Source organism: Ruegeria sp. AL1 (genome assembly GCF_056540905.1).
On the sequence record NZ_JBQFXP010000009.1, the window covers coordinates 224,927 to 243,623 of the forward strand.

At 58.3% G+C, this 18,697-nt stretch carries 18 protein-coding genes; 7 read left to right on the forward strand and 11 right to left on the reverse strand.

The genetic code is table 11. The features are described from left to right. Positions 1-71: 71 nt before the first annotated feature. The 7 genes from ACRZ9X_RS15855 to ACRZ9X_RS15885 form a co-directional block, all read right to left on the reverse strand. Positions 72-2,480 carry a TOTE conflict system archaeo-eukaryotic primase domain-containing protein gene (locus ACRZ9X_RS15855; protein WP_480520545.1) on the reverse strand — a complete coding sequence of 803 codons (2,409 nt, stop codon included), beginning with the start codon at positions 2,478-2,480 and terminating at the stop codon, positions 72-74. 6 nt (positions 2,481-2,486) lie between these two features. Next, positions 2,487-2,702 (reverse strand): helix-turn-helix transcriptional regulator, encoded by a 216-nt coding sequence (locus ACRZ9X_RS15860; protein ID WP_480520547.1) that lies wholly within the window; start codon positions 2,700-2,702, stop codon positions 2,487-2,489. A 240-nt stretch (positions 2,703-2,942) separates the two neighbouring features. Continuing rightward, positions 2,943-4,028: a tyrosine-type recombinase/integrase gene (locus ACRZ9X_RS15865; RefSeq protein ID WP_480520549.1), complete on the reverse strand. Its 1,086-nt coding sequence runs from the start codon at positions 4,026-4,028 to the stop codon at positions 2,943-2,945. A 247-nt stretch (positions 4,029-4,275) separates the two neighbouring features. Beyond that, positions 4,276-5,103: a polyphosphate kinase 2 family protein gene (locus ACRZ9X_RS15870; protein ID WP_480520551.1), complete on the reverse strand. Its 828-nt coding sequence runs from the start codon at positions 5,101-5,103 to the stop codon at positions 4,276-4,278. 127 nt (positions 5,104-5,230) lie between these two features. Continuing rightward, on the reverse strand, positions 5,231-6,295 hold the full coding sequence (locus ACRZ9X_RS15875) for a methyltetrahydrofolate cobalamin methyltransferase (RefSeq protein WP_480520553.1): 1,065 nt from the start codon (positions 6,293-6,295) through the stop codon (positions 5,231-5,233). Positions 6,296-6,304: 9 nt separating this feature from the next. Next, positions 6,305-7,231 (reverse strand): methylenetetrahydrofolate reductase, encoded by a 927-nt coding sequence (locus tag ACRZ9X_RS15880; protein WP_480520596.1) that lies wholly within the window; start codon positions 7,229-7,231, stop codon positions 6,305-6,307. A gap of 26 nt (positions 7,232-7,257) precedes the next feature. Beyond that, entirely contained in the window at positions 7,258-7,554 is a 297-nt protein-coding gene (locus ACRZ9X_RS15885; RefSeq protein ID WP_480520555.1) for a virulence factor, read from the reverse strand. Between the two features lie 241 nt (positions 7,555-7,795). Between ACRZ9X_RS15885 and ACRZ9X_RS15890 the strand changes: the two genes are divergently transcribed. After that, the gene (locus ACRZ9X_RS15890) at positions 7,796-8,908 is read left to right on the forward strand and encodes a Ppx/GppA phosphatase family protein (RefSeq protein ID WP_480520557.1); all 1,113 of its coding nucleotides are present in this window, start codon (positions 7,796-7,798) and stop codon (positions 8,906-8,908) included. Continuing rightward, complete coding sequence (locus ACRZ9X_RS15895) at positions 8,908-9,624, forward strand: RlmE family RNA methyltransferase (RefSeq protein ID WP_480520559.1); 717 nt, start codon at positions 8,908-8,910, stop codon at positions 9,622-9,624. Before ACRZ9X_RS15890 ends, ACRZ9X_RS15895 begins: the two co-directional genes overlap by 1 nt. A 2-nt stretch (positions 9,625-9,626) precedes the next feature. On the opposite strand, the gene ACRZ9X_RS15900 is transcribed toward ACRZ9X_RS15895, so the two are convergent. Both ACRZ9X_RS15900 and ACRZ9X_RS15905 read right to left on the reverse strand, forming a co-directional pair. Next, entirely contained in the window at positions 9,627-9,821 is a 195-nt protein-coding gene (locus ACRZ9X_RS15900; RefSeq protein WP_480520561.1) for a hypothetical protein, read from the reverse strand. Positions 9,822-9,916: 95 nt separating this feature from the next. Next, a complete protein-coding gene (locus ACRZ9X_RS15905) occupies positions 9,917-10,777 on the reverse strand; it encodes a YihY/virulence factor BrkB family protein (protein ID WP_480520563.1) in 861 nt (286 codons plus the stop codon). Positions 10,778-10,921: 144 nt separating this feature from the next. On the opposite strand from ACRZ9X_RS15905, the gene ACRZ9X_RS15910 reads away from it, so the two are divergent. Together ACRZ9X_RS15910 and cls are read left to right on the forward strand one after the other, a co-directional pair. Beyond that, a complete protein-coding gene (locus ACRZ9X_RS15910) occupies positions 10,922-11,995 on the forward strand; it encodes an AI-2E family transporter (RefSeq protein WP_480520565.1) in 1,074 nt (357 codons plus the stop codon). A gap of 93 nt (positions 11,996-12,088) precedes the next feature. Next, entirely contained in the window at positions 12,089-13,501 is a 1,413-nt protein-coding gene (cls, locus tag ACRZ9X_RS15915) for a cardiolipin synthase (RefSeq protein ID WP_480520567.1), read from the forward strand. On the opposite strand, the gene ACRZ9X_RS15920 is transcribed toward cls, so the two are convergent. Further along, positions 13,498-13,932: an ion channel gene (locus tag ACRZ9X_RS15920; RefSeq protein WP_480520569.1), complete on the reverse strand. Its 435-nt coding sequence runs from the start codon at positions 13,930-13,932 to the stop codon at positions 13,498-13,500. The two genes, cls and ACRZ9X_RS15920, sit on opposite strands and share 4 nt — an antisense overlap. Positions 13,933-14,114: 182 nt before the next feature. Between ACRZ9X_RS15920 and ACRZ9X_RS15925 the strand changes: the two genes are divergently transcribed. The 3 genes from ACRZ9X_RS15925 to ACRZ9X_RS15935 are packed head-to-tail and all read left to right on the forward strand — an operon-like array spanning position 14,115 to position 18,197. After that, on the forward strand, positions 14,115-14,762 hold the full coding sequence (locus ACRZ9X_RS15925; protein ID WP_480520571.1) for an ABC transporter ATP-binding protein: 648 nt from the start codon (positions 14,115-14,117) through the stop codon (positions 14,760-14,762). Then, positions 14,759-17,173 (forward strand): ABC transporter permease, encoded by a 2,415-nt coding sequence (locus ACRZ9X_RS15930; protein ID WP_480520572.1) that lies wholly within the window; start codon positions 14,759-14,761, stop codon positions 17,171-17,173. The genes ACRZ9X_RS15925 and ACRZ9X_RS15930 overlap by 4 nt, the downstream gene beginning before the upstream one ends. Next, positions 17,163-18,197, forward strand: coding sequence for a lipocalin-like domain-containing protein (locus ACRZ9X_RS15935; RefSeq protein WP_480520574.1), 1,035 nt, complete (start codon positions 17,163-17,165; stop codon positions 18,195-18,197). The genes ACRZ9X_RS15930 and ACRZ9X_RS15935 overlap by 11 nt, the downstream gene beginning before the upstream one ends. Positions 18,198-18,203: 6 nt before the next feature. Here the strand turns inward: ACRZ9X_RS15935 and ACRZ9X_RS15940 are convergent, their stop codons facing one another. Continuing rightward, on the reverse strand, positions 18,204-18,635 hold the full coding sequence (locus ACRZ9X_RS15940) for a universal stress protein (RefSeq protein WP_480520576.1): 432 nt from the start codon (positions 18,633-18,635) through the stop codon (positions 18,204-18,206). Between the last annotated feature and the right edge of the window lie 62 nt (positions 18,636-18,697).

Below are 18,697 nucleotides of genomic sequence, written 5' to 3' on the forward strand. Positions count from 1 at the left end.
GGTGCTACGCGCAGACGATAAGGCGCCGCAAACCTGCGACGCCCCTCTCTCTATCAATAGGCTACCGATACTCAAATACCAACCTGATCCAATGTTTTGGTCATATGCTCACGATACGCGGCCAACACATCCTCAACAGATGCCTCTACATCCGCCACCTTTTCGAACACGAACTGTCTGTTTCGTCCGCGTGACACGCGCCAGCCGTGGGTTTTCTCGATCAACCCACCAGCCTGCACAATGCGCGGTGAAATAGCACGCGCGTTTCCGGGGATGTCCTTGGGCGAAACTGTCTGAGCCAGGTCGCCGAAGCCAGATTTCATCTCAAGAAACAACTCAGTCGCAGAATAGCTGCGCAGTGTGCCAATAGCTTGATCGAAGCCAGCTAGGAAGTCAGTCAGGAAAACATAGACGCTGTCGGCTGCCGCCGCCTCGGACGCCATTTCCAGTCGCATCGCCGCATATCGCTGACCGAACCAACCCTCATCGCGACCAAGCAAACGGGCGACACACTCGCCAACGCGGGAATACACACCAAACCTGCTGCTCGACTGCTTAATCGAATGTACGTCGCGGAGAACGGCTGAGACGAGCGAATACAATGCTCCGCGCCACTGGGAGATGTGCGCCTTGCGATAGGCTCGGAATTCGTCCTCATCCATGTAGAACTTGGGGCGCGTTAGAGTCACCCGCACTATGCGCTCAATAAGGTCTTGCTTGTAAACCGTCGGATCAAGTCCAGAAATCATCAGTGGGCGCATTGCGTCGAGAGCGAACACACCGCCGTCTGAGTACAGCTTTCGCTTGGTCAGGCCACCGCCAGTAGACAAGCGACACAGCGCGTCAGACATACTCGCCAGCGTCGTCACGTTGTCAAAAGACATAACTGCCGACTGGTACGAAGATGTCACCAGATCATCCTCGCTTTTCGGCTCACCACCAAGCGCACCCACTTTAGGATCGACAATTTCGATCAGAGTAGAAAGTGTCGATGACTTCGCCGAACCTGCTGAACCGTCGAGAATTGCGATGGGACATTGTTCACCGGGGTTAATGATCGCTGTGACCATCCACGCGAGCAAAAACACCATTGAATCCTCATCCACGTTCAAAAATTCGATCAGATCAGACAAGTCACCTTGCTCTGGCATCGACATGGGCAAGCCAACACCTTTGCGAAATTGAACAGGCGCATCGTTGTTCACGCGCCATCCGGCATCGTCGATCTCAATGATCGTGCAGTCTTTATCGGCCAGAAACACATATCGCTTGCCACCAACACGTGCGAACCTCAGATCAACCTTTTCGGGGTTGGCTTCCGCAGCCTCCGCAAGTGCAATCATCTGGGCAGATTTCACGTCCTGCTCCGCAGGCATCTTTTGATAGGCGCGTAACATACCAAGTGCTGTCGCATTTCGAAATTCAGCATCTTCAATGCGAACCCAGTCGCGTGGTTTAAGTTCGGCGTAGGCAACATTCGATTGATCGCGGATGATGCGCACGTCTGTCAGAAAATCGAGAGCGAGGAGCTTGCGTTTCTCTGTGGCCGTGAACGGTATCTTGCCTTTGTATCCATTTGCCTGCGCGATGCGCCAGAACGACAACGGGGTGTACTTTGACGCGCTGGTAAGCCTGTCCCACTCCGCATCGTCACCTTGTCGATACTCGGGCGACGTTTGAGACCATTTAAGCCAACGCTCGCGAGCCCAATCGCTTTCCTTGCCGAACGCAGCCTGCAAACAAATACCAGCGGCTCCCCAATCTGAGCGATTGTCAGCGTCGTATCTCTTGATAAAGGCGTCAAAGGCATCATCTCGATTTTCCTCGCCAGATGCTTCGGCTGGCTTGCGACCTCTCTTTTTACCTGCGTAGTGATCGACAATGGTATCCTGAGGGACAGTTTCGTAGATCGAACCGTCGTCAGCCAACGCCATCCTGTAAGACTTGCGTCCAAATGGAAGCGCACAAACCTGCTTTCCAATACCTTTTGGAAGCACCTCAACGAAGCCGTCCGCGAGCTCACCTCCGGGTTTGCGTTCGAGATTTGCTTTTTTCAGAATGTGATCGGCAAGCTCTTTCATCACGTCCACGCGCTTCGGCGAGTCGAACGTGACCCAGATGTGCATTCCGTGACCACTACCTGAAAGGAACATTCGGTAAGGAATGTCGATTTCAGCAAGAACAGATGCGACGCGAGCCACATGCTCATGGATCGTTTCAATCGACATACGTTCGTTGTGATCGTCGAAATCGAAAATCATAAAACGCGTGTGTTCGCGCGCGTCGGGATCGCTTTCGGTTCCAACATTGAGCCAGATAGCACGGCAATTTTCGCCGCGCGTCTGATGCTCTTTTATCGTATCGTCCGTCAATGGTTCATTGATCGGGCGATACCACCATTCCTGCTTACTTGAGTTCCACTCGCGAACGGAATGGCCGCTTTGATCGGCAGCGGCACGCCATTGTTTCAAACATTCCATTACGCATCACCGTACCGCGGCAGGATCGACAATGCCGCTTTCGATGAAAGCGTTCAGGTCTTCGAGTCTGTAGCGTATACGCCGACCCATTCTGACGAATCTCGGGCCACGCATTGGCACGGTTGTACGCCACCATTCGAGCGTACTTGTCGAATATCCGATGTGATGGGCAGCTTGAGCAGTATCAAGCAATTGGGGTTTTTGGGCGGCCATTTTGGTCATCTCCACATTCGTTGAAAGACGAATGCCAGTGACCGAGCGCTTTCCTCCCTTCCCCCCACCGAAATGCTTTCACCCACTCTGCCCTATAAAGGGACGCGTTTTGGTTCCTGAGCAATAACGGCTTCGTAGTCGCGCATCGGCCTCAACCACCGAGGGGTTTCCCGGATCGTGGGGCGTTCACATGGTCGAACTTAGTAACCGCAAATCAGATTTGCAATACGTTTTCCAAATTTTCTCTATTTAAATCAGACCTCTGCGTTTAAACGCTGAGGTGACTTGCGCCATAGGCTCACGCAGCTTCTCGTGATTGACCACGATGTACCGCGCGCCAGTGACCGATTGTGGCGTATGGTTCAGCAATCTGCCGACCGTCTCTTCAAGCAAACCCGCTTCTGTCGTGGCAAAGGTTGCAAAGGTACGGCGATGGTCATGGGCCGACCATGGAATACGCGCGGGGCATTTCAGGTGTAACGCGTTGCGCGTACCCGGAAACACATAGTCGCTTGCGTGAATCCGAAGCGGATCAAGGATCAAGTGATGTTCAGGCATCAAAGGCAATTCGAAGGCACGACCGTTCTTGGTTTCTGGCAGGTGCAGGTGATCTTCGTGAATCTGATCCCAGCGCAGCGAACGTGCTTCGTCAAAGCGAAGACCCGTAACCAGTAGAAAACGGTAATAGGCGCGATGTACTTCGTTCTCGAGGGCATCAACAGATTTCCGCCATTGATCAAAATCATCAATGATCTTTTGCGACGGTCTTTCCTCAAACCACTCGATTGCGATGGTTGGGCATTCTGGCAGGTCGTGCACCCGCCGTGCGTGGTTGTAGATTGAGCGAAAGGACTTCATCACATGGTTCGCGCCGCGCTCGCCATTCTTCGCGGCACGTGCATGGGCACGAACGCAGTCGGCTTTTGAAATCTCATCAAGCGGCATCTTGAGCCAGCTTTTCAAGTGATTGTGCATCTGCGCGCGCACTTGCGCCTTGTTGTGCTCGGAACGCAATTTTGGTCGTGCAAGATAGTCGTCGGTGGCTTGTTCAAGTGTCGGGATGCGGGATGCGCGGAGACGCTTCGCGACCGCACCCGAAGCATGTTCGGCAACAAGCAACGACGCTTCATACCGAGCGTCTGCGACACGCGTCTCCGGCCAGTTGCCCAAGTTTGTGCGTGTGGTCTTACCGTGCACATCTTTCTGGAAGTAGAAGGTCTTCTTGGTCTTACCCGCGAATAGACCGAACCCCTTGATCTCAGTATCCCATATCTTCGCGTTTATCGGCGCGGCTTTGGCTGACGCTTCGGTCAGCTTCAATCGTTCTATCGGCATCTTCTCGTCGTCCTTTTTGCAGTGATTTTGTAGGCAGAAACCTGCAACGCGGTATAACACGTCAGGACGACGTTGCGGCGCTTTCTGCAATAAAATCAACCACTTTGGGAGAAACTAGAAGACGCCAATACTGCACTTCTACGTTTGGGAAGCTGACAGGCTACCATTACATCATACCCGCCGCGCGCGTTTGGATAGCATTGCGCGCCAACAGTCCGCAAGCGCCTTTCGGCGCTGGAGATCTGGATTATTCCGTACGGGCGCGAAGGGTGTCGATCAGAGATTGTTCAACATCCAGCGCCTCGCAAGCCGCGTCCAGCGTTCGCTTGTCCAGATGCTGCGGGTTCAGGTCGATATCTTTCGAGAACGCGTCGACAATCGCACGCATCGCGGAGATCCGGGCGTATTTTTTGTTGTTGGCCGGGATCACATGCCATGGCGCGATCTCGGTGGAGGTGCGGGCCAGCATCTCTTCCACTGCCACCTGCGCCTCGTCCCAGCGTTCCCGGTTGCGGAAATCCTCGTAGGTCAACTTCCATCTCTTCATCGGATTGCGCAGACGTTCCGTAAACCGGGCCATCTGTTCATCCGGCGAAATATGGAAGAACAATTTGACGATCCGCGTGCCGTCATCGACCAGCATCCGCTCGAAATCGTTGATCTCGCGATAGGCAGCGCTCCAGCGATGTTCGGGTGTGAACTTCTCCAGCCGTTCGACCATGACCCGACCATACCAACTGCGGTCAAAGGCCGAGATCGCGCCATCAGGGGGCAGTCTCTCCCAAAACCGCAACAGGTAATGGCGGTTCAGATAGTAATTGCGCGGCGCACCGATCGGCCAGACCTTGAAACTGCGGGGGTCCAACGCCTGACTGATCCGGCGGATCGTACCGCCCTTGCCCGCAGCGTCCCAGCCTTCGAACACCAGCACTCCCTTGACCCCATGAAACAGGAAGGCCTGCTGGATCAGGGCGAGTTGCGCCTGCAGGTCAACAAGATTCTCGAAATATTCCTTTTTCCCCAGCCGCTTACTTAGGTCGGCATCTGTCAGTTTTGGTGGGTGATGCTTGATCATGCAAATCCCGTTTCTCTGCAGTAAAGGACCTTCAGTGTCGCAAACCCTCTCCCGCAGGACATTGATCCGCATCAAACGCAAAAAGCCGGGCGCTGGCCCGGCTTTTCGATGTCCTAGGAAAGATGGATCAAGCGCGGCGGCGACGGCCACCACCACGGCGACCACGGGCCCCATCGCTTTCCGCGCCCGCTTCGGAGGGCGGTTTGTTGAAGCGGATCCATTCACCGCCATGCGGGTCGTTATTGGTCAGCAGATTGGCGGCGCGGATGGCCTCCATTTCCTTGCCTGCACGCGGCAGGGTCGAGCCCAGACCGAAAATCTGGCAGAAGGTTTCGTCATCCATATCCGCAGGCAGGATGATGCCTTTTGCTTCGATCTCGGCCTTCTTTTCGGCCAGCTTCTTGGGACCAACCGGCAGCGCGACCGGGTTCATGATCGCCGACGTCATACCAGCACCCATCGCCATCGGCAGGAAGGCGTTGTTGATGCCGTGGCGGTTCGGCAATCCGAACGAGACGTTGGACGCGCCGCATGTGGTGTTCACGCCCAGCTCCTCGCGCAGGCGACGGACCAGAGCAAACACCTGCTGGCCAGCCGTTGCCATCGCGCCGATGGGCATGACCAGCGGGTCAACCACAATGTCATGTGCCGGAATGCCATAGTCGGCCGCACGCTCAACAATAGTCTTTGCAACGGCAAAGCGCACATCGGGGTCTTCGGAAATCCCGGTGTCGTCATTCGAGATCGCAACAACCGGAACATTGTACTTCTTGACCAGCGGCAGAACCAGTTCCAGACGCTCTTCTTCGCCAGTGACCGAGTTCAACAGCGGACGACCTTCCGCCGCTTCAAGACCAGCTTCAAGCGCACCGGGCACCGAGCTGTCGATGCACAGCGGCACATCGACCAGACCCTGCACCAGCTCGACGATCTTGGTCATCAGCGGCGGTTCGGTCTCGTTCGGGTTGGGGTTCGAGTTATAGACAACGCCCGCGTTGATATCCAGAACTGTTGCGCCTGCTGCAACCTGCGCGATGGCGTCTTTCTCGACAGTCGAGAAATCGCCTGCTTCCAGTTCCGCAGCCAGTTTCTTGCGGCCTGTAGGGTTGATCCGTTCACCGATCACGCAGAACGGTTCGTCAAAGCCCAGAACGGCAGTTTTTGTTTTTGATTCGACGACTGTACGGGTCATGTCCGTTCCTTAGGAGTTTGCAGGCTTTGCCGAAGCGCCGCCGTTGTTGATGGCCCAGGTGGCGTTGGATTTGATACCGCCAAGTGGGAAGAAATGCACGTTGGTGATGTTGAAGTCCGGGTTGGCCGCCTTGTGGTTGGCCAGTTCGGTCAGAACATCGGTCGGCTCATAAGGCAGCAACAGCTTGGACACGTCCATCGCACGTTTCTGCAGTACCTTCAGCGACGGGCCAACACCACAGGCGATGGCGAACTTGATCAGCGTCTGCAGCTTGGCAGGGCCTGCAATGCCGATATGGATCGGTAGGTTAATCCCGGCCTCTTTCAGGCTGTCGGCCCAGGCGATGATCGGCTTGGCGTCGAAGGCGAACTGCGTCGCCAGCGCCATTTCAGCGTCGGTGGTTTCGCTGAATTTCTGCTTCCAGCGCAGGGCGTCTTCGACATTCCTGGTCGAACCGTCAGGATCGATGTCCTTGTTGCCTTCGGGGTGACCAGCGACATGCAGACGCTTGAAGCCCGCCTTGTCGAACAGACCGGTTTCCATCAGCTGCATCGAGCTGTCAAATGCGCCATGGGGCGTTGCGACACCACCGGCCAGCAGCAGCGCCTGCTCGACGCCGGCTTCGCCCTGATACATGGAAATCCAGTTTTCAAGCGTCGCCGCATCCTTGATGATACGCGCCGGAAAATGCGGCATGACCGGATAACCCTCGGCCGCGATCCGCTTGGCGGTCTTGACCATATCCTCGATGGGCGTGCCCTCGATATGGGCGATGTAAACGCGGGTGCCTTCAGGCAGTAGCGCGCGGAAGTCTTCGACTTTCTCGGCAGTGCGCGGCATCACCTCGATCGAATAGCCCTGCAAGAAGGCTTCGACAGTCGGGTTTACCGGGCCATTTTCAACTGCATCACGTTTCTTGAAGTTCAGCAAAGCCATCGCGGCCTCCCATAAAGATTTCGGGCTCATGCCCAACCGTCATTTGCGATCAGCGCTTTCACGCGGTCCTGATCGTATTCCGTTTCCAACCGCACCGCCTGCGCCTCGGCGATCTCGGCCGGGTCGCCTTCAACTTCGAACGGGGCGGCTTTGCGCCATTCGGCCAGGTAGGCATCACTGTCCTTGGCGTTCACCTTCATGGCAGCCCGGTCGATCGCTTGCTCGAACCGTTCCTCCAACTGCCGCTTGGCACCGCGGCGACCTTTGCCGACGATGACTTGGGCTGGAATGTCGCGCCAGTATACGATGGTGACGTCAGGCATCGCCTATGATTCCTCCTAACCAGATGGGCCGGTTCTAAACATCTATATGGGCAGGGGTCGGTCGGTTTTCGACACAAGGCGTATTTCAAACGACCTTTTTGCCTACGATGGAATACCAGCCTTGTAACGAACTATGGGCCAAAGCCGCATATCAAAATTCTCATCACTTTAATGAGCGTCTTGCGCGATTCAGGTGCGCGACCTATGGTCGGGGTAACTCGAAAATCGGAGGGCGTGGAAGATGGCGCCCAAGCGTCCCAAAGGTGCGGGCGCGTTCCCGAAGGCGGTCGAAAGCCCCGCGCCGGAAAGACCCGATCCAGATGCGTTATATGCGGCGCTGGATCTGGGAACAAATAGCTGCCGCATGTTGATCGCCCAGCCCAACGGCAGCGGGTTCCATGTGGTCGACAGTTTCTCGAAATCCGTGCAACTGGGCGCGGGGCTCGAGCGGACCGGGCGTTTGTCCCGGTCTTCCATGGCGCGTACCGTTCAGGCGCTGCGGATCTGTCAGCAAAAGCTGAAGCGTAACCGGGTCAGGCGGATGCGCCTGATCGCGACCGAGGCATGCCGTCGCGCCAGGAACTCGCGCGATTTCATCCGGCAGGTGAAACGCGAGACCGGCCTGACGCTCGAGATCATCCAGCCCGAGGAAGAGGCGCGCCTGGCCGTTATCTCTTGCGCGCCGCTGGTGTCCACCAAGACCGAGCAATTGCTGGTCGTCGATATCGGGGGCGGCTCGACCGAACTGGTCTGGATCGACATCTCATCCGTGCCGCGCCGGGATCGCCCGGCGGCGATCATGCGGCTGCATAACGGGTTTCACACCACTGACAGCCCCTTCCCCGCCGCTAAAGTGGTGGATTGGATCAGCGTGCCGCTGGGCGTGGCAACCCTGCGCGATCAGTTCAACGATGTTGAGGACGACTCTGCCCGCTTTGCGCTTATGAGCTGGTTTTTCGAAGAAAACCTTGCCGATTTCGCACCCTACAAAGACGAACAGGCGCGCGAAGGGTTCCAGATCGTGGGTACCAGCGGCACGGTCACCACCGTAGCGGCCTCGCATCTGGGGTTGAAGCGCTATGACCGCACCAAGGTGGATGGGCTGCGCATGACCAGCGATCAGATTGACAAAGTCATACGCGGCTATCTAGAACTCGGCCCTCAGGGTCGGCGCCGCGATCCCCGGATCGGGGATGACCGGCAGGCCCTGATCATGTCCGGCTCGGCGATATTGCAGGCGCTTCTCAGATGCTGGCCCACCGACCGCCTTTCCGTGGCGGACCGGGGGCTGCGCGAAGGTCTGCTTTATGCGCAGATGAGCGCGGACGGTGTATTGGAAGACGGACCGTTCTGATGGCGAAGACACCAAGTGGCAAAAGCAATTCGGGCCGCGGACAGCGCGACCTGAAGGTCAAGGTGAAGACCGCGCGTGGGCGCAAGCTCAGCTCAACCCGCTGGCTTGAGCGGCAGCTGAACGACCCATATGTGAAGCGCGCCCAAGCGGATGGCTATCGCGGACGTGCGGCATACAAGATCTTGGAACTGGATGATAAATTTCGGTTTCTGGTGCCGGGCGCCCGCGTTGTTGACCTGGGCTGTGCCCCCGGTGGGTGGCTGCAGGTGGCAGTTCAACGCGTGAACGCGCTGGGCGAGAAAAGCGGCAAGCGGATCGGCACCGTTCTGGGCGTCGACTTGCAAGAAGTGGAACCGGTCGCGGGCTCTACAGCCCATGTGCTGGATTTCATGGAGGATGACGCGGATCTGAAGGTCAAAGACTGGCTGGGGGGCAAAGCAGATGTGGTGATGTCCGACATGGCCGCCGCGTCCTCGGGCCACAAACAGACGGACCATTTGCGGATCATGGCCCTGTGCGAAACAGCCGCCTATTTCGCGTTCGATGTTCTGGATGAAGGCGGGACATTTGTCGCCAAGGTGCTGGCTGGCGGAGCCGAAGGGGACCTGCAGAAGCTTCTGAAACAGAAGTTCAACAAAGTGGCGAACGTCAAACCCCCTGCATCCCGGTCCGACAGTTCCGAGAAATTTGTCGTGGCCACCGGCTTTCGCGGCTAGCCTTATTTCAAATCGATCTTGTTGCCCGACAGGCGCTGCTCGCGCAGCGATGAGGCTGCGATTCCCTGCAGCATCAGCGCCTGACCATGGCTGATATCCGAGGGCGCACGGTCACGCAGCTCGGCAATGCGTTGATCCAGGCTGGTTTTTCCCGTTTGGGTCACGGGCTGAACATTGGTGGCCGGGCGTTCTGACATATCTCACCTTTTGGCAATGGCTGTGCTTTTACAGCGAAGCTATCGGTGAAATGGGTCGGGACTGGGGCGCAAATCTGCCAGTTCGATGCCGAAGATCAAAGCGCGACTTGAGGAGATTGAAGGTCGATCAGCGCTCCGTTGTATTCGGCACCAAGGATCAGCATGGCCGAGCACAGGTACAAAAAGATCAGTGCCGCCATGGCCCCCGCCAACCCGGCATACGTGGCGCTGTAGGTGGCAAACTGGGCGATATAGATCGAAAACCCCCACCCTCCGGCCGCCCATAACGCCAGTGTCAGCACGACGCCGGGAAGGATTTGCGTCAGACGGTGACGCCGCGTGGGCAGGATCAGATGTGCCAGCAGCACGGTGCCAGCGGGAACCGCCACGGTGAACGTCCATCGCAGCCTGTCAACGGAAAACCAGCCATCGACATCCACGGCTGTTTTTTCCGAGACCAGACGCGTATAGACCGGCAAAACCACCTCGATCGCGGCAATCGCAAGGATTGCGCCGCCGCCCATGATCACCAACACGATACACAACAGACGCGTCTTCCAGAACGGCCAGCTGTCCTTGTCATGATAGGCCTGGGTCATGGCCTTGCGGACGGCGGCTACGCCGTTCGACGCGAAATAAATCGCCAACAGACCGCCCAGCGTGATCACACCTGAACCAGCGCCCGCCAGAACCGCGCGCAACTCGGCGATGATCGGCTCGGCCACGTCCTGAGGCCAGGCCCCAAAGATCAGTTCAATCAGCTCGTCGGTGACATAGCCTTGCGACAGTGCGCCTGCGAGGGCGACGGTGAACAGCACAAAGGGAAAAAGCGCCATCATCAGGGACATCGCGACATGGCTGCTCATGACAAAGCCGTTCTTGTCGTTAAAGCGGCCCAGAGCCATCCAGAGCGCGCGGAGATACAGTCCGGGTGAGGGAATCGAAACTTGTGTCATATTCAAATCTTAGCTTGCCTTTCACCGAGGCAGAAGCCGCCACGTGGTAAATTCCCGGGTTAAGCAATTGTGCGCATTGCATAAAGCACCCAGCCTGTGCAGGATCACAGGGCGCACCTGCCCGTCTCAACCCAAGGCCCGCTTATGAGCCCTGAACAACCCGACCGCCTGATCCGCCCCCGCATGTCCCTTGCCGTTCTGCGCGACGTGACGATCATCGCGACCCTTGGCGTCTTGGGATTATATGCCGGTGCAAGCTTTCTGATTCCAATCACCATGGCTTTGCTGATCAACGTACTGATTATCGCGCTTAGTGATCGGGTTATTGCCCTGACCCGTGCTCCAGTGTGGTTAGCCAATATCGCTGGTGTGACAGTAGTTTTGGCCGGTTTGTTCATGATCATGTATATTCTGGGCAGTCAGGCCACCCAATTCGCGCGATCAATCAACACCTATGAGACGCAGTTTGACGACGCGGTGAACCGCATTGCCGGACTGGTCGGCAACGATGTGACCCGGTTCATCCGGGACAATCTGGTCAGTATCGACATGTCCTACGTGGCCCGCCTTCTGCTGGGCAGCGCGACGTCGCTGCTGAACCAATTCTTCCTGATCAGCCTGTATGTGGCGTTTCTGATGGCCGAACGACTGGCCTTTCGCAAAAAGCTGCAACTTGCGGCAGGCAACCCAAAGCTGGGGGCTGACCTGGCTTCGGTGCTTGACGCAATCTCGCTCAGCCTGCAGCGCTATGTGGGGGTCAAAACTCTGATCAGCCTGATCACCGCCGGGATCAGCTATGCCGTCTTCAGGGCGCTAGGTCTGGAATATGCCGAAACATGGGCCGTTCTGACCTTTGCGCTGAACTTCATTCCATCCATCGGGTCGATCATCGCGGTCTGTTTCCCGGCGCTGATTTCATTGGTGCAGTTTGAAACCATCGGTCCGTTTCTGATCATTGTTCTGGGATGCGGCACGCTGCAGTTCCTGATCGGTAACTTTGTGGACCCGGCGATGCTGGGTAGATCCCTGAACATGTCGACCTTTCTGGTCATTCTGGCGCTGACCTTCTGGACAACCGTCTGGGGTTTGATCGGCGCATTCCTGAGCGTGCCTCTGACCGTCTGCCTGCTGATCATCTTCAGCCACATCCCGGCGCTGCGGCCAGTTGCCATTCTGATGTCACTGGACGGACGATTGGCCGATGGTGATCAGACCTAGGCGCGATCAAAATGTGGAGTAGGATCATCGATATGGCAAATTATGGGGGGCACTTGCTATTTTGACCCGCTTCACCCGAACTGGAGCACGCTGATGTGGACTCTGCTGGTTTCTGTTTTTGTCTTTCTTCTGGCCTGCGTCGCGGTCGTGTTTTCCGTGCGCGCGGCGCAGACGGCAAGGACGCCGCAAGGGGCGGTCGGATGGGTGGTATTTCTGCTGTCCGCGCCGATGCTGGGCGTTCCGCTTTACTTGTTCCTGGGTCATCACCGGTTTCGCGGATATCGGATTGCACGGCAGGAAAGCGAACGTGTGGTCGAAGGGATCAAAACCTTTGCCGATTTCTCGAAACCCGACCCGGAGTCCATGCGCATCAACCCGCGCCCGTTCGAGGCGCTGGCCCATCTACCGGTATCCCGGGGCAATGGTGCCACGCTTCTGATCGACGGAGAAGCCACGTTTGAAGCGATCTTCGAGGCTATCGACGCTGCCAGAACCTATGTTCTGATCCAATTCTATATTGTCCGCGACGACGCGCTGGGCCGCGAACTGCAGCAAAAACTGATTGCTGCGGTCAAGCGCGGCGTACATGTGCGGTTCATGACCGATGCGGTCGGCAGCTATGGTCTGGCCTCAAGCTATCTGGAAACATTGCGTGCCGCAGGCGTCGATGTCGCTGACCCGCGCCAGCAGCGCGGGCCGAACTTCCGGTTTCAGCTGAATTATCGCAACCACCGCAAGACAGTCATCGTGGATGGCGAAACCGGGTTCATCGGCGGGCATAACGTAGGTGTCGAATACCTGGGCCAAAGTGCGCGGTTCGGGCACTGGCGCGACACCCATGTGAAAATGACCGGTCACATCGTCCGCCAGCTGCAATTGATCTTTACCGAGGACTGGCACTGGGCCCGCAACGAGGACCTGATTGACCAGCTGGATTGGGCTGGTTCGGAATCCGAGCAGGATATGAACGCCCTGCTGGTTGCAACAGGTCCGGGCGACGACACGGAAACCGGCGCGATGATGTATTTCTCGGCCATCGCCGAAGCGAAAGACCGGTTATGGATCGCATCCCCCTATTTTGTGCCCGATATCGACATCATGACCGCCCTGCAGCATGCGGCCCTGCGCGGTGTGGACGTGCGGATTCTGGTACCTGATGTGATCGATCACCGGCTGCCCTGGCTGGCCGCCTTTGCCTATTTCGATGAGCTCCGCGACTGTGGCGGCCGCGTATTTCGCTATACGGACGGGTTCATGCATCAAAAGGTGTTTCTGGTCGACGACACACTGGCGGCCGTGGGCACAACCAACCTCGACAATCGCTCGTTCCGGTTGAATTTCGAGGCGATGGCCCTGTTTTTTGACGCGCGCGCCGCCGAAGCGACCGCCGAGATGCTGCGCGCCGATTTTGAAAAAAGTTATGAATTAAGACGCACGCTGCTCCAGCAACCGTTTCACATCCGCTTTGGCGCGCCTCTGGCACGGCTTACAGCGCCGATCCTCTAATCCATCAGCTCTTTCTGAAAAACGCGCGTCATCAGGGCCACCATAAAAGCGGTCGACAGACCAAAGGCCAATAAACCCGTAACCGCAGCAAATGCACCGAAGATCCGCAGTTGTTCGCCCAGAACAATGTCGCCGTACCCCAGCGTGGTGAACGTCACCAGAGAGAAGTAAAGCGCCGTGTTCATGTCCGGCAACACATCGCTCAGCGTCCAGACGATCGCCCACAACCAGACCTGAAACGTATGGATGGTCACAATAAAGACCAGCGCCACGCTGATCGGGCCTGCGGTCATCAGAATCCGACTCTTGGCCTCGAAGCGCGCGACCAGTTTGCGGATCACCAGTGTGCACCATGTCAGCAGAATGATCTCGGCCAGAAAGCAGATGCCCAGATAAAGGCTGCCCCAGATGATCTGCTGCGATAATGTCATCAATCCCGATCCCGCTGCGTGTTGTCCCCGCGCTCGGGTCACAATGACGGTTTCGTGAGGCCCGGACAACCCCGGCAGATGCGCAACGCGGCAGGCTGCGGCGAAAGGAACCTGTGCTCTGTCTGCTCTGGACACCGGCTTTCTACGCCGCACATTGTAAGGGGCAAAGATTGGGACCACGGATGCTACTAAGCGTTGATCATATTCAGAAATCTTATCCCGGCGGACGGCCGGTCCTCAGCGACGTTTCACTGGCGCTGGAACAGGGGAAGACGCTTGCCCTGACCGGCGAAAGCGGCAGTGGCAAAAGCACGTTGCTGCATCTGGTCGCTGCTTTGGACGGCTTTGACGGTGGCGAGATCACGCTGGACGGCACACCGTTTTCAGCGCTGGACGACCCGGGCCGGGCGGCCCTGCGGCGCGAGACGTTGTCTTTGGTATTTCAGCAATTCAACCTGATCCCGTCACTGACCGTAGCGCATAACCTGTCGATCCACGCGCGGCTGGCCGGACGTCACGATCCCAACTGGATCAGCCATCTGGTGCAGCGGCTGGGCCTGTCCGACTTGCTGGAGCGGTTTCCCGAAAACCTGTCGGGTGGTCAACAACAACGCGTGGCCATCGGCCGGGCGATGGCAACCCGTCCCAAACTGTTGCTGGCAGATGAGCCGACCGGCAACCTGGATGAAACCGCCAGCGCGGTCGTGCTGGACCTGATGCTGTCACTGGTTGCCGATACCGGGGCCGCTTTGCTGCTGGTCACGCATTCCCCTGATATCGCCGCCCGGCTGGACAGTCGCGCCCATCTGACAGGTGGTCGGCTTCAATGACCGGTCCTGCAATTCAGGCGCTGTTGTCTCATTGGCGGGCGCATCCGCTGCAATTGGTCACTCTGCTCACGGGAATTGCGTTGGCGACATGCCTGTGGTCCGCCGTGCAGGCCATCAATGCCGAGGCGCGCGCCAGTTATGACCGGGCCTCGGCCCAGTTGGCGATCGGCCAGTTCGACGAGCTTCGCGACCCCGGCGGTCCTATTCCCTTATCCCGTTATGTCGCGCTTCGGCGCGCAGGCTGGCAAGTGGCAGCTGTCCTTGAGGGCTCGATGCGAATCGGCGGCCGAACCGTTCGCCTGATGGGCGTCGACATGGTGACCTATCCGGCGCTGCCCGCAGTGACCGAGGCGGAACAGGGTGCAACACCGCCCGACCCGGCTGACATGCTGACCGCACCGGGGCGTCTGCTCGCCCCGGCAAATCTGGTGCCCGACTTGCGGAACGCGCCGGGGGTGCCGCCGGTGATCGCCAGCTCCTCTCTGCCGCCTGATCTGGTGCTGACGGATATCGGCGTCGCAGAGCGCCTGCTAAACCAGAGTGGTCAGATCTCGCGGCTGATCGTGTTACCAGATCAGCCCAAGGCGATCCCGCCGCTTTCCGACATCGCGCCAGAGCTTGAGCATATCAGCCCCTCGTCGCAAATGGACACGGCCCGACTGACCGACAGCTTTCACCTGAACCTGACCGCTTTTGGCCTGCTGTCCTTCGCCGTCGGCCTGTTCATCGTGCACGGCACCGTCGGGCTGGCCTTTGCCCAAAGGCGGGGCGTGATCCGTACCCTAAGGGCGTTGGGATTGCCCATGCGGCGCCTCGTCTGGATTGTCTGCGCCGAGTTACTTTTTCTGGCATTGGCCGGGGGCACCTTTGGTCTGGTGATGGGCTTTTTTCTGGCGGGTGCTTTGTTGCCTGACGTGGCGGCCACGCTGCGCGGATTGTACGGCGCACCAATCGACGGCCAGATGTCCTTGCGGCCCGACTGGGTTATGGCCGGGCTGGCCATGGCGGTTGCGGGCACACTGGCGGCAAGCAGCCAAGCCTTGCTGCGTCTGGCGCGAATGCCTTTGCTGGAAGGTCCCGGTTTGCACGCGTGGAGCGGAACGTCGCAATCCTGGCGCCTGGCCGGAGGCACGGGCCTGCTTCTGATCGCGTTGGGGATTTTGGCCCCTCTCGTCTCGGACGGTCTGATCGCTGGCTTTGCACTGCTTGCCGGACTGTTGACCGGTGCGGCGCTATTGCTGCCCTATCTTCTGTCCCATGCGCTGCAATTTTTCGGACAAAAAGCGCGCGGCCCTGTGGCCCAGTGGGTTTGGGCGGACATGCGCGCGCAATTGCCGGGGCTGTCGCTGGCATTGATGGCCTTGTTGCTGGCGCTTGCGGCAAATATCGGTGTTGGCACCATGGTCTCGAGCTTCCGTCTGACCTTTGTCGGCTGGCTGGATCAGCGCCTGACATCCGAGCTGTACTTCACCGCACAGAACGACGCGCAGGGCGCGGACATCACCGCATGGCTGGAGCCTCAGGTCGATGCCGTTCTTCCCATCCGCAATGCCGAGCTGAGCCACCCGACCGGCCCGTTGTTTCTGTATGGTGTTGTTGATGATCCGACCTATCGCCAGTTCTGGCCGCTCATCGCCCGCAGCCCGAATGTCTGGGACCAGGTGATGCAGAACGGAGCCGTTCTGATCAACGAACAACTGGCGCGCCGCGCTGATCTGTGGCCCGGAGACCTGGTGTCCCTGACACCCCAACATACGTTGCGCATTGCCGGCGTGTATTCCGACTATGGAAATCCGACCGGACAGGCGATTGTGTCAATGCCGATGCTGGACAGGATCGCGCCCGGAACCACCGCGCGACGCTTTGGCATCCGTGTCGCCCCCGATCGTGCGGCAGAACTGGCCCAGAGCTTGCGGGACAGGTTCGAAATGCCCCCGTCATCCGTCATCCGGCAGGGCGCAATGAAAGCACAATCTTTGGCCATTTTCGAGAAAACCTTTGTGGTAACCTCGGCCCTGAACATTCTGACTTTGGGCGTGGCCGGGTTTGCGATTCTGACCAGCCTTCTGACCCTCTGGACCCAACGACTGCCACAAATCGCCCCGCTTTGGGCGCTGGGGCTAACACGCACGCAGCTGGCAAAGCTTGAACTATGGCGCAGCGTACTGCTGGCGGCGTTGACGGCCTGTTTCGCGCTGCCGCTGGGCTTGCTTTTGGCCTGGGTCTTGTTGACCGTGATCAATGTGCAGGCCTTTGGCTGGCGTTTGCCCATGCACCTGTTCCCGTGGGATTGGCTGCGCCTGTTTGCGCTGACCCTTGTGGCCGCCGCAATTGCTGCCGCCCTGCCCGCCTGGCGTCTACGCCAAATTCCACCTGCAAACTTGCTGAGGGTTTTTGCCAATGAACGTTAAGGCATTTCTGTTCTTCCTCCTTCTGCCCCTTAGCGCTTTGGCACAGGGCTATGCCGGGCTTGGAAGCAAAGCCGAAGGGTTCGAGGTGCCGCAACCCGGTTACGTGTTCGATTTCCCGGCAGATCATGGCCCCCATCCGCGCTACCGCATCGAATGGTGGTACCTGACAGCCAATCTTGTGGGCGACGACGGGCGCGACTATGGCATCCAGTGGACTTTGTTCCGGTCGGCCCTGAAACCGGAAGAGGCCGAGGGCTGGCAAAGCCCGCAAATCTGGATGGGACATGCTGCCGTCACCAGCCCCCAGGGCCATTATTTCGCCGAACGCCTGTCGCGCGGCGGCACGGGACAAGCGGGCGTCACCGCACAGCCTTTTGAGGCCTGGATTGACGAATGGCACATGAGCGGTGCTGATATCGACACGCTCTCACTCACCGCAGGCGGTCCAGAATTCCGATATGATCTGACCCTGCACGCCAGCGGGCCATTGGTGTTCCATGGCGACGGTGGCTATTCCGTCAAATCCGCCGATGGGCAAGCCAGCTATTACTACTCGCAACCCTCCTACACGGTTCAGGGCGTCCTGCACTTGCCCGAAAGAGATGTTGCAGTCACCGGCCAAGGCTGGCTGGATCGCGAATGGTCCTCGCAACCTTTGGCCGAAGATCAAAGCGGCTGGGACTGGTTTTCACTCAGCTTCGATGACGGAGACAAACTGATGGCATTCCGCCTGCGCGGCGCGCGCGGGGATTTCACCGCTGCCACTTGGATTGATCCCGCCGGCGTCGCTACCGCCTTGCCCGATGGCTCGGTGGAATTCGAGTCACTGGAACAGGCCGACGTGGCGCAGCGGCGTGTACCGGTCCGATGGAAACTCCGACTGCCTGATCGAGGGATAGAGGTTGACGTCTCGGCCCTCACGCCAAATTCCTGGATGGGAACACGGTTCGAATACTGGGAGGGCCCTGTCATCGTCGAAGGCAGCCACACCGGTCGCGGATACCTGGAGATGACCGGCTACTGAGGGTTGTTATCGAACCACATAGACCGAAGCCGTCGAATGCCGGATGACTCGTGCCGCGTTCGGGCCCAGCAAATAATCCTTGAGGTCAGGTCGATGTGCACCGATGACGATCAGGTCGCTGCCAGCTTCCTGTGCGGTGTGCAGGATTTGCTGATAGGCGCTGCCGGTGGCCACCACATGGCGAACCTTGGCATTGCGCGCCTCTCCCAGCGTCGCGGCGCAAAAGCTGATCAGCTTTTCGTGCGCGGCTTCCACGGCCCTTTCGTGGAATTCCGGCTTGAAGAAACCCGAGACCCAGCTTTCTCCAAAATCCGGTAGCACAGTCACCACATCCAGTTGCGCACCATCCAGTTCGGCCAATTGGGCTGCGCGTTGCAGCACGGTGGCGTCCAGATCATCATTGCTGATGTCCACGGCACAAAGGACGGATTTGCTCATGGTGTTACCTCTTGTTCAGTGGTGCGGGCTGCGCGGCCCCTTTGCAGGAAGGCGATGAGGCC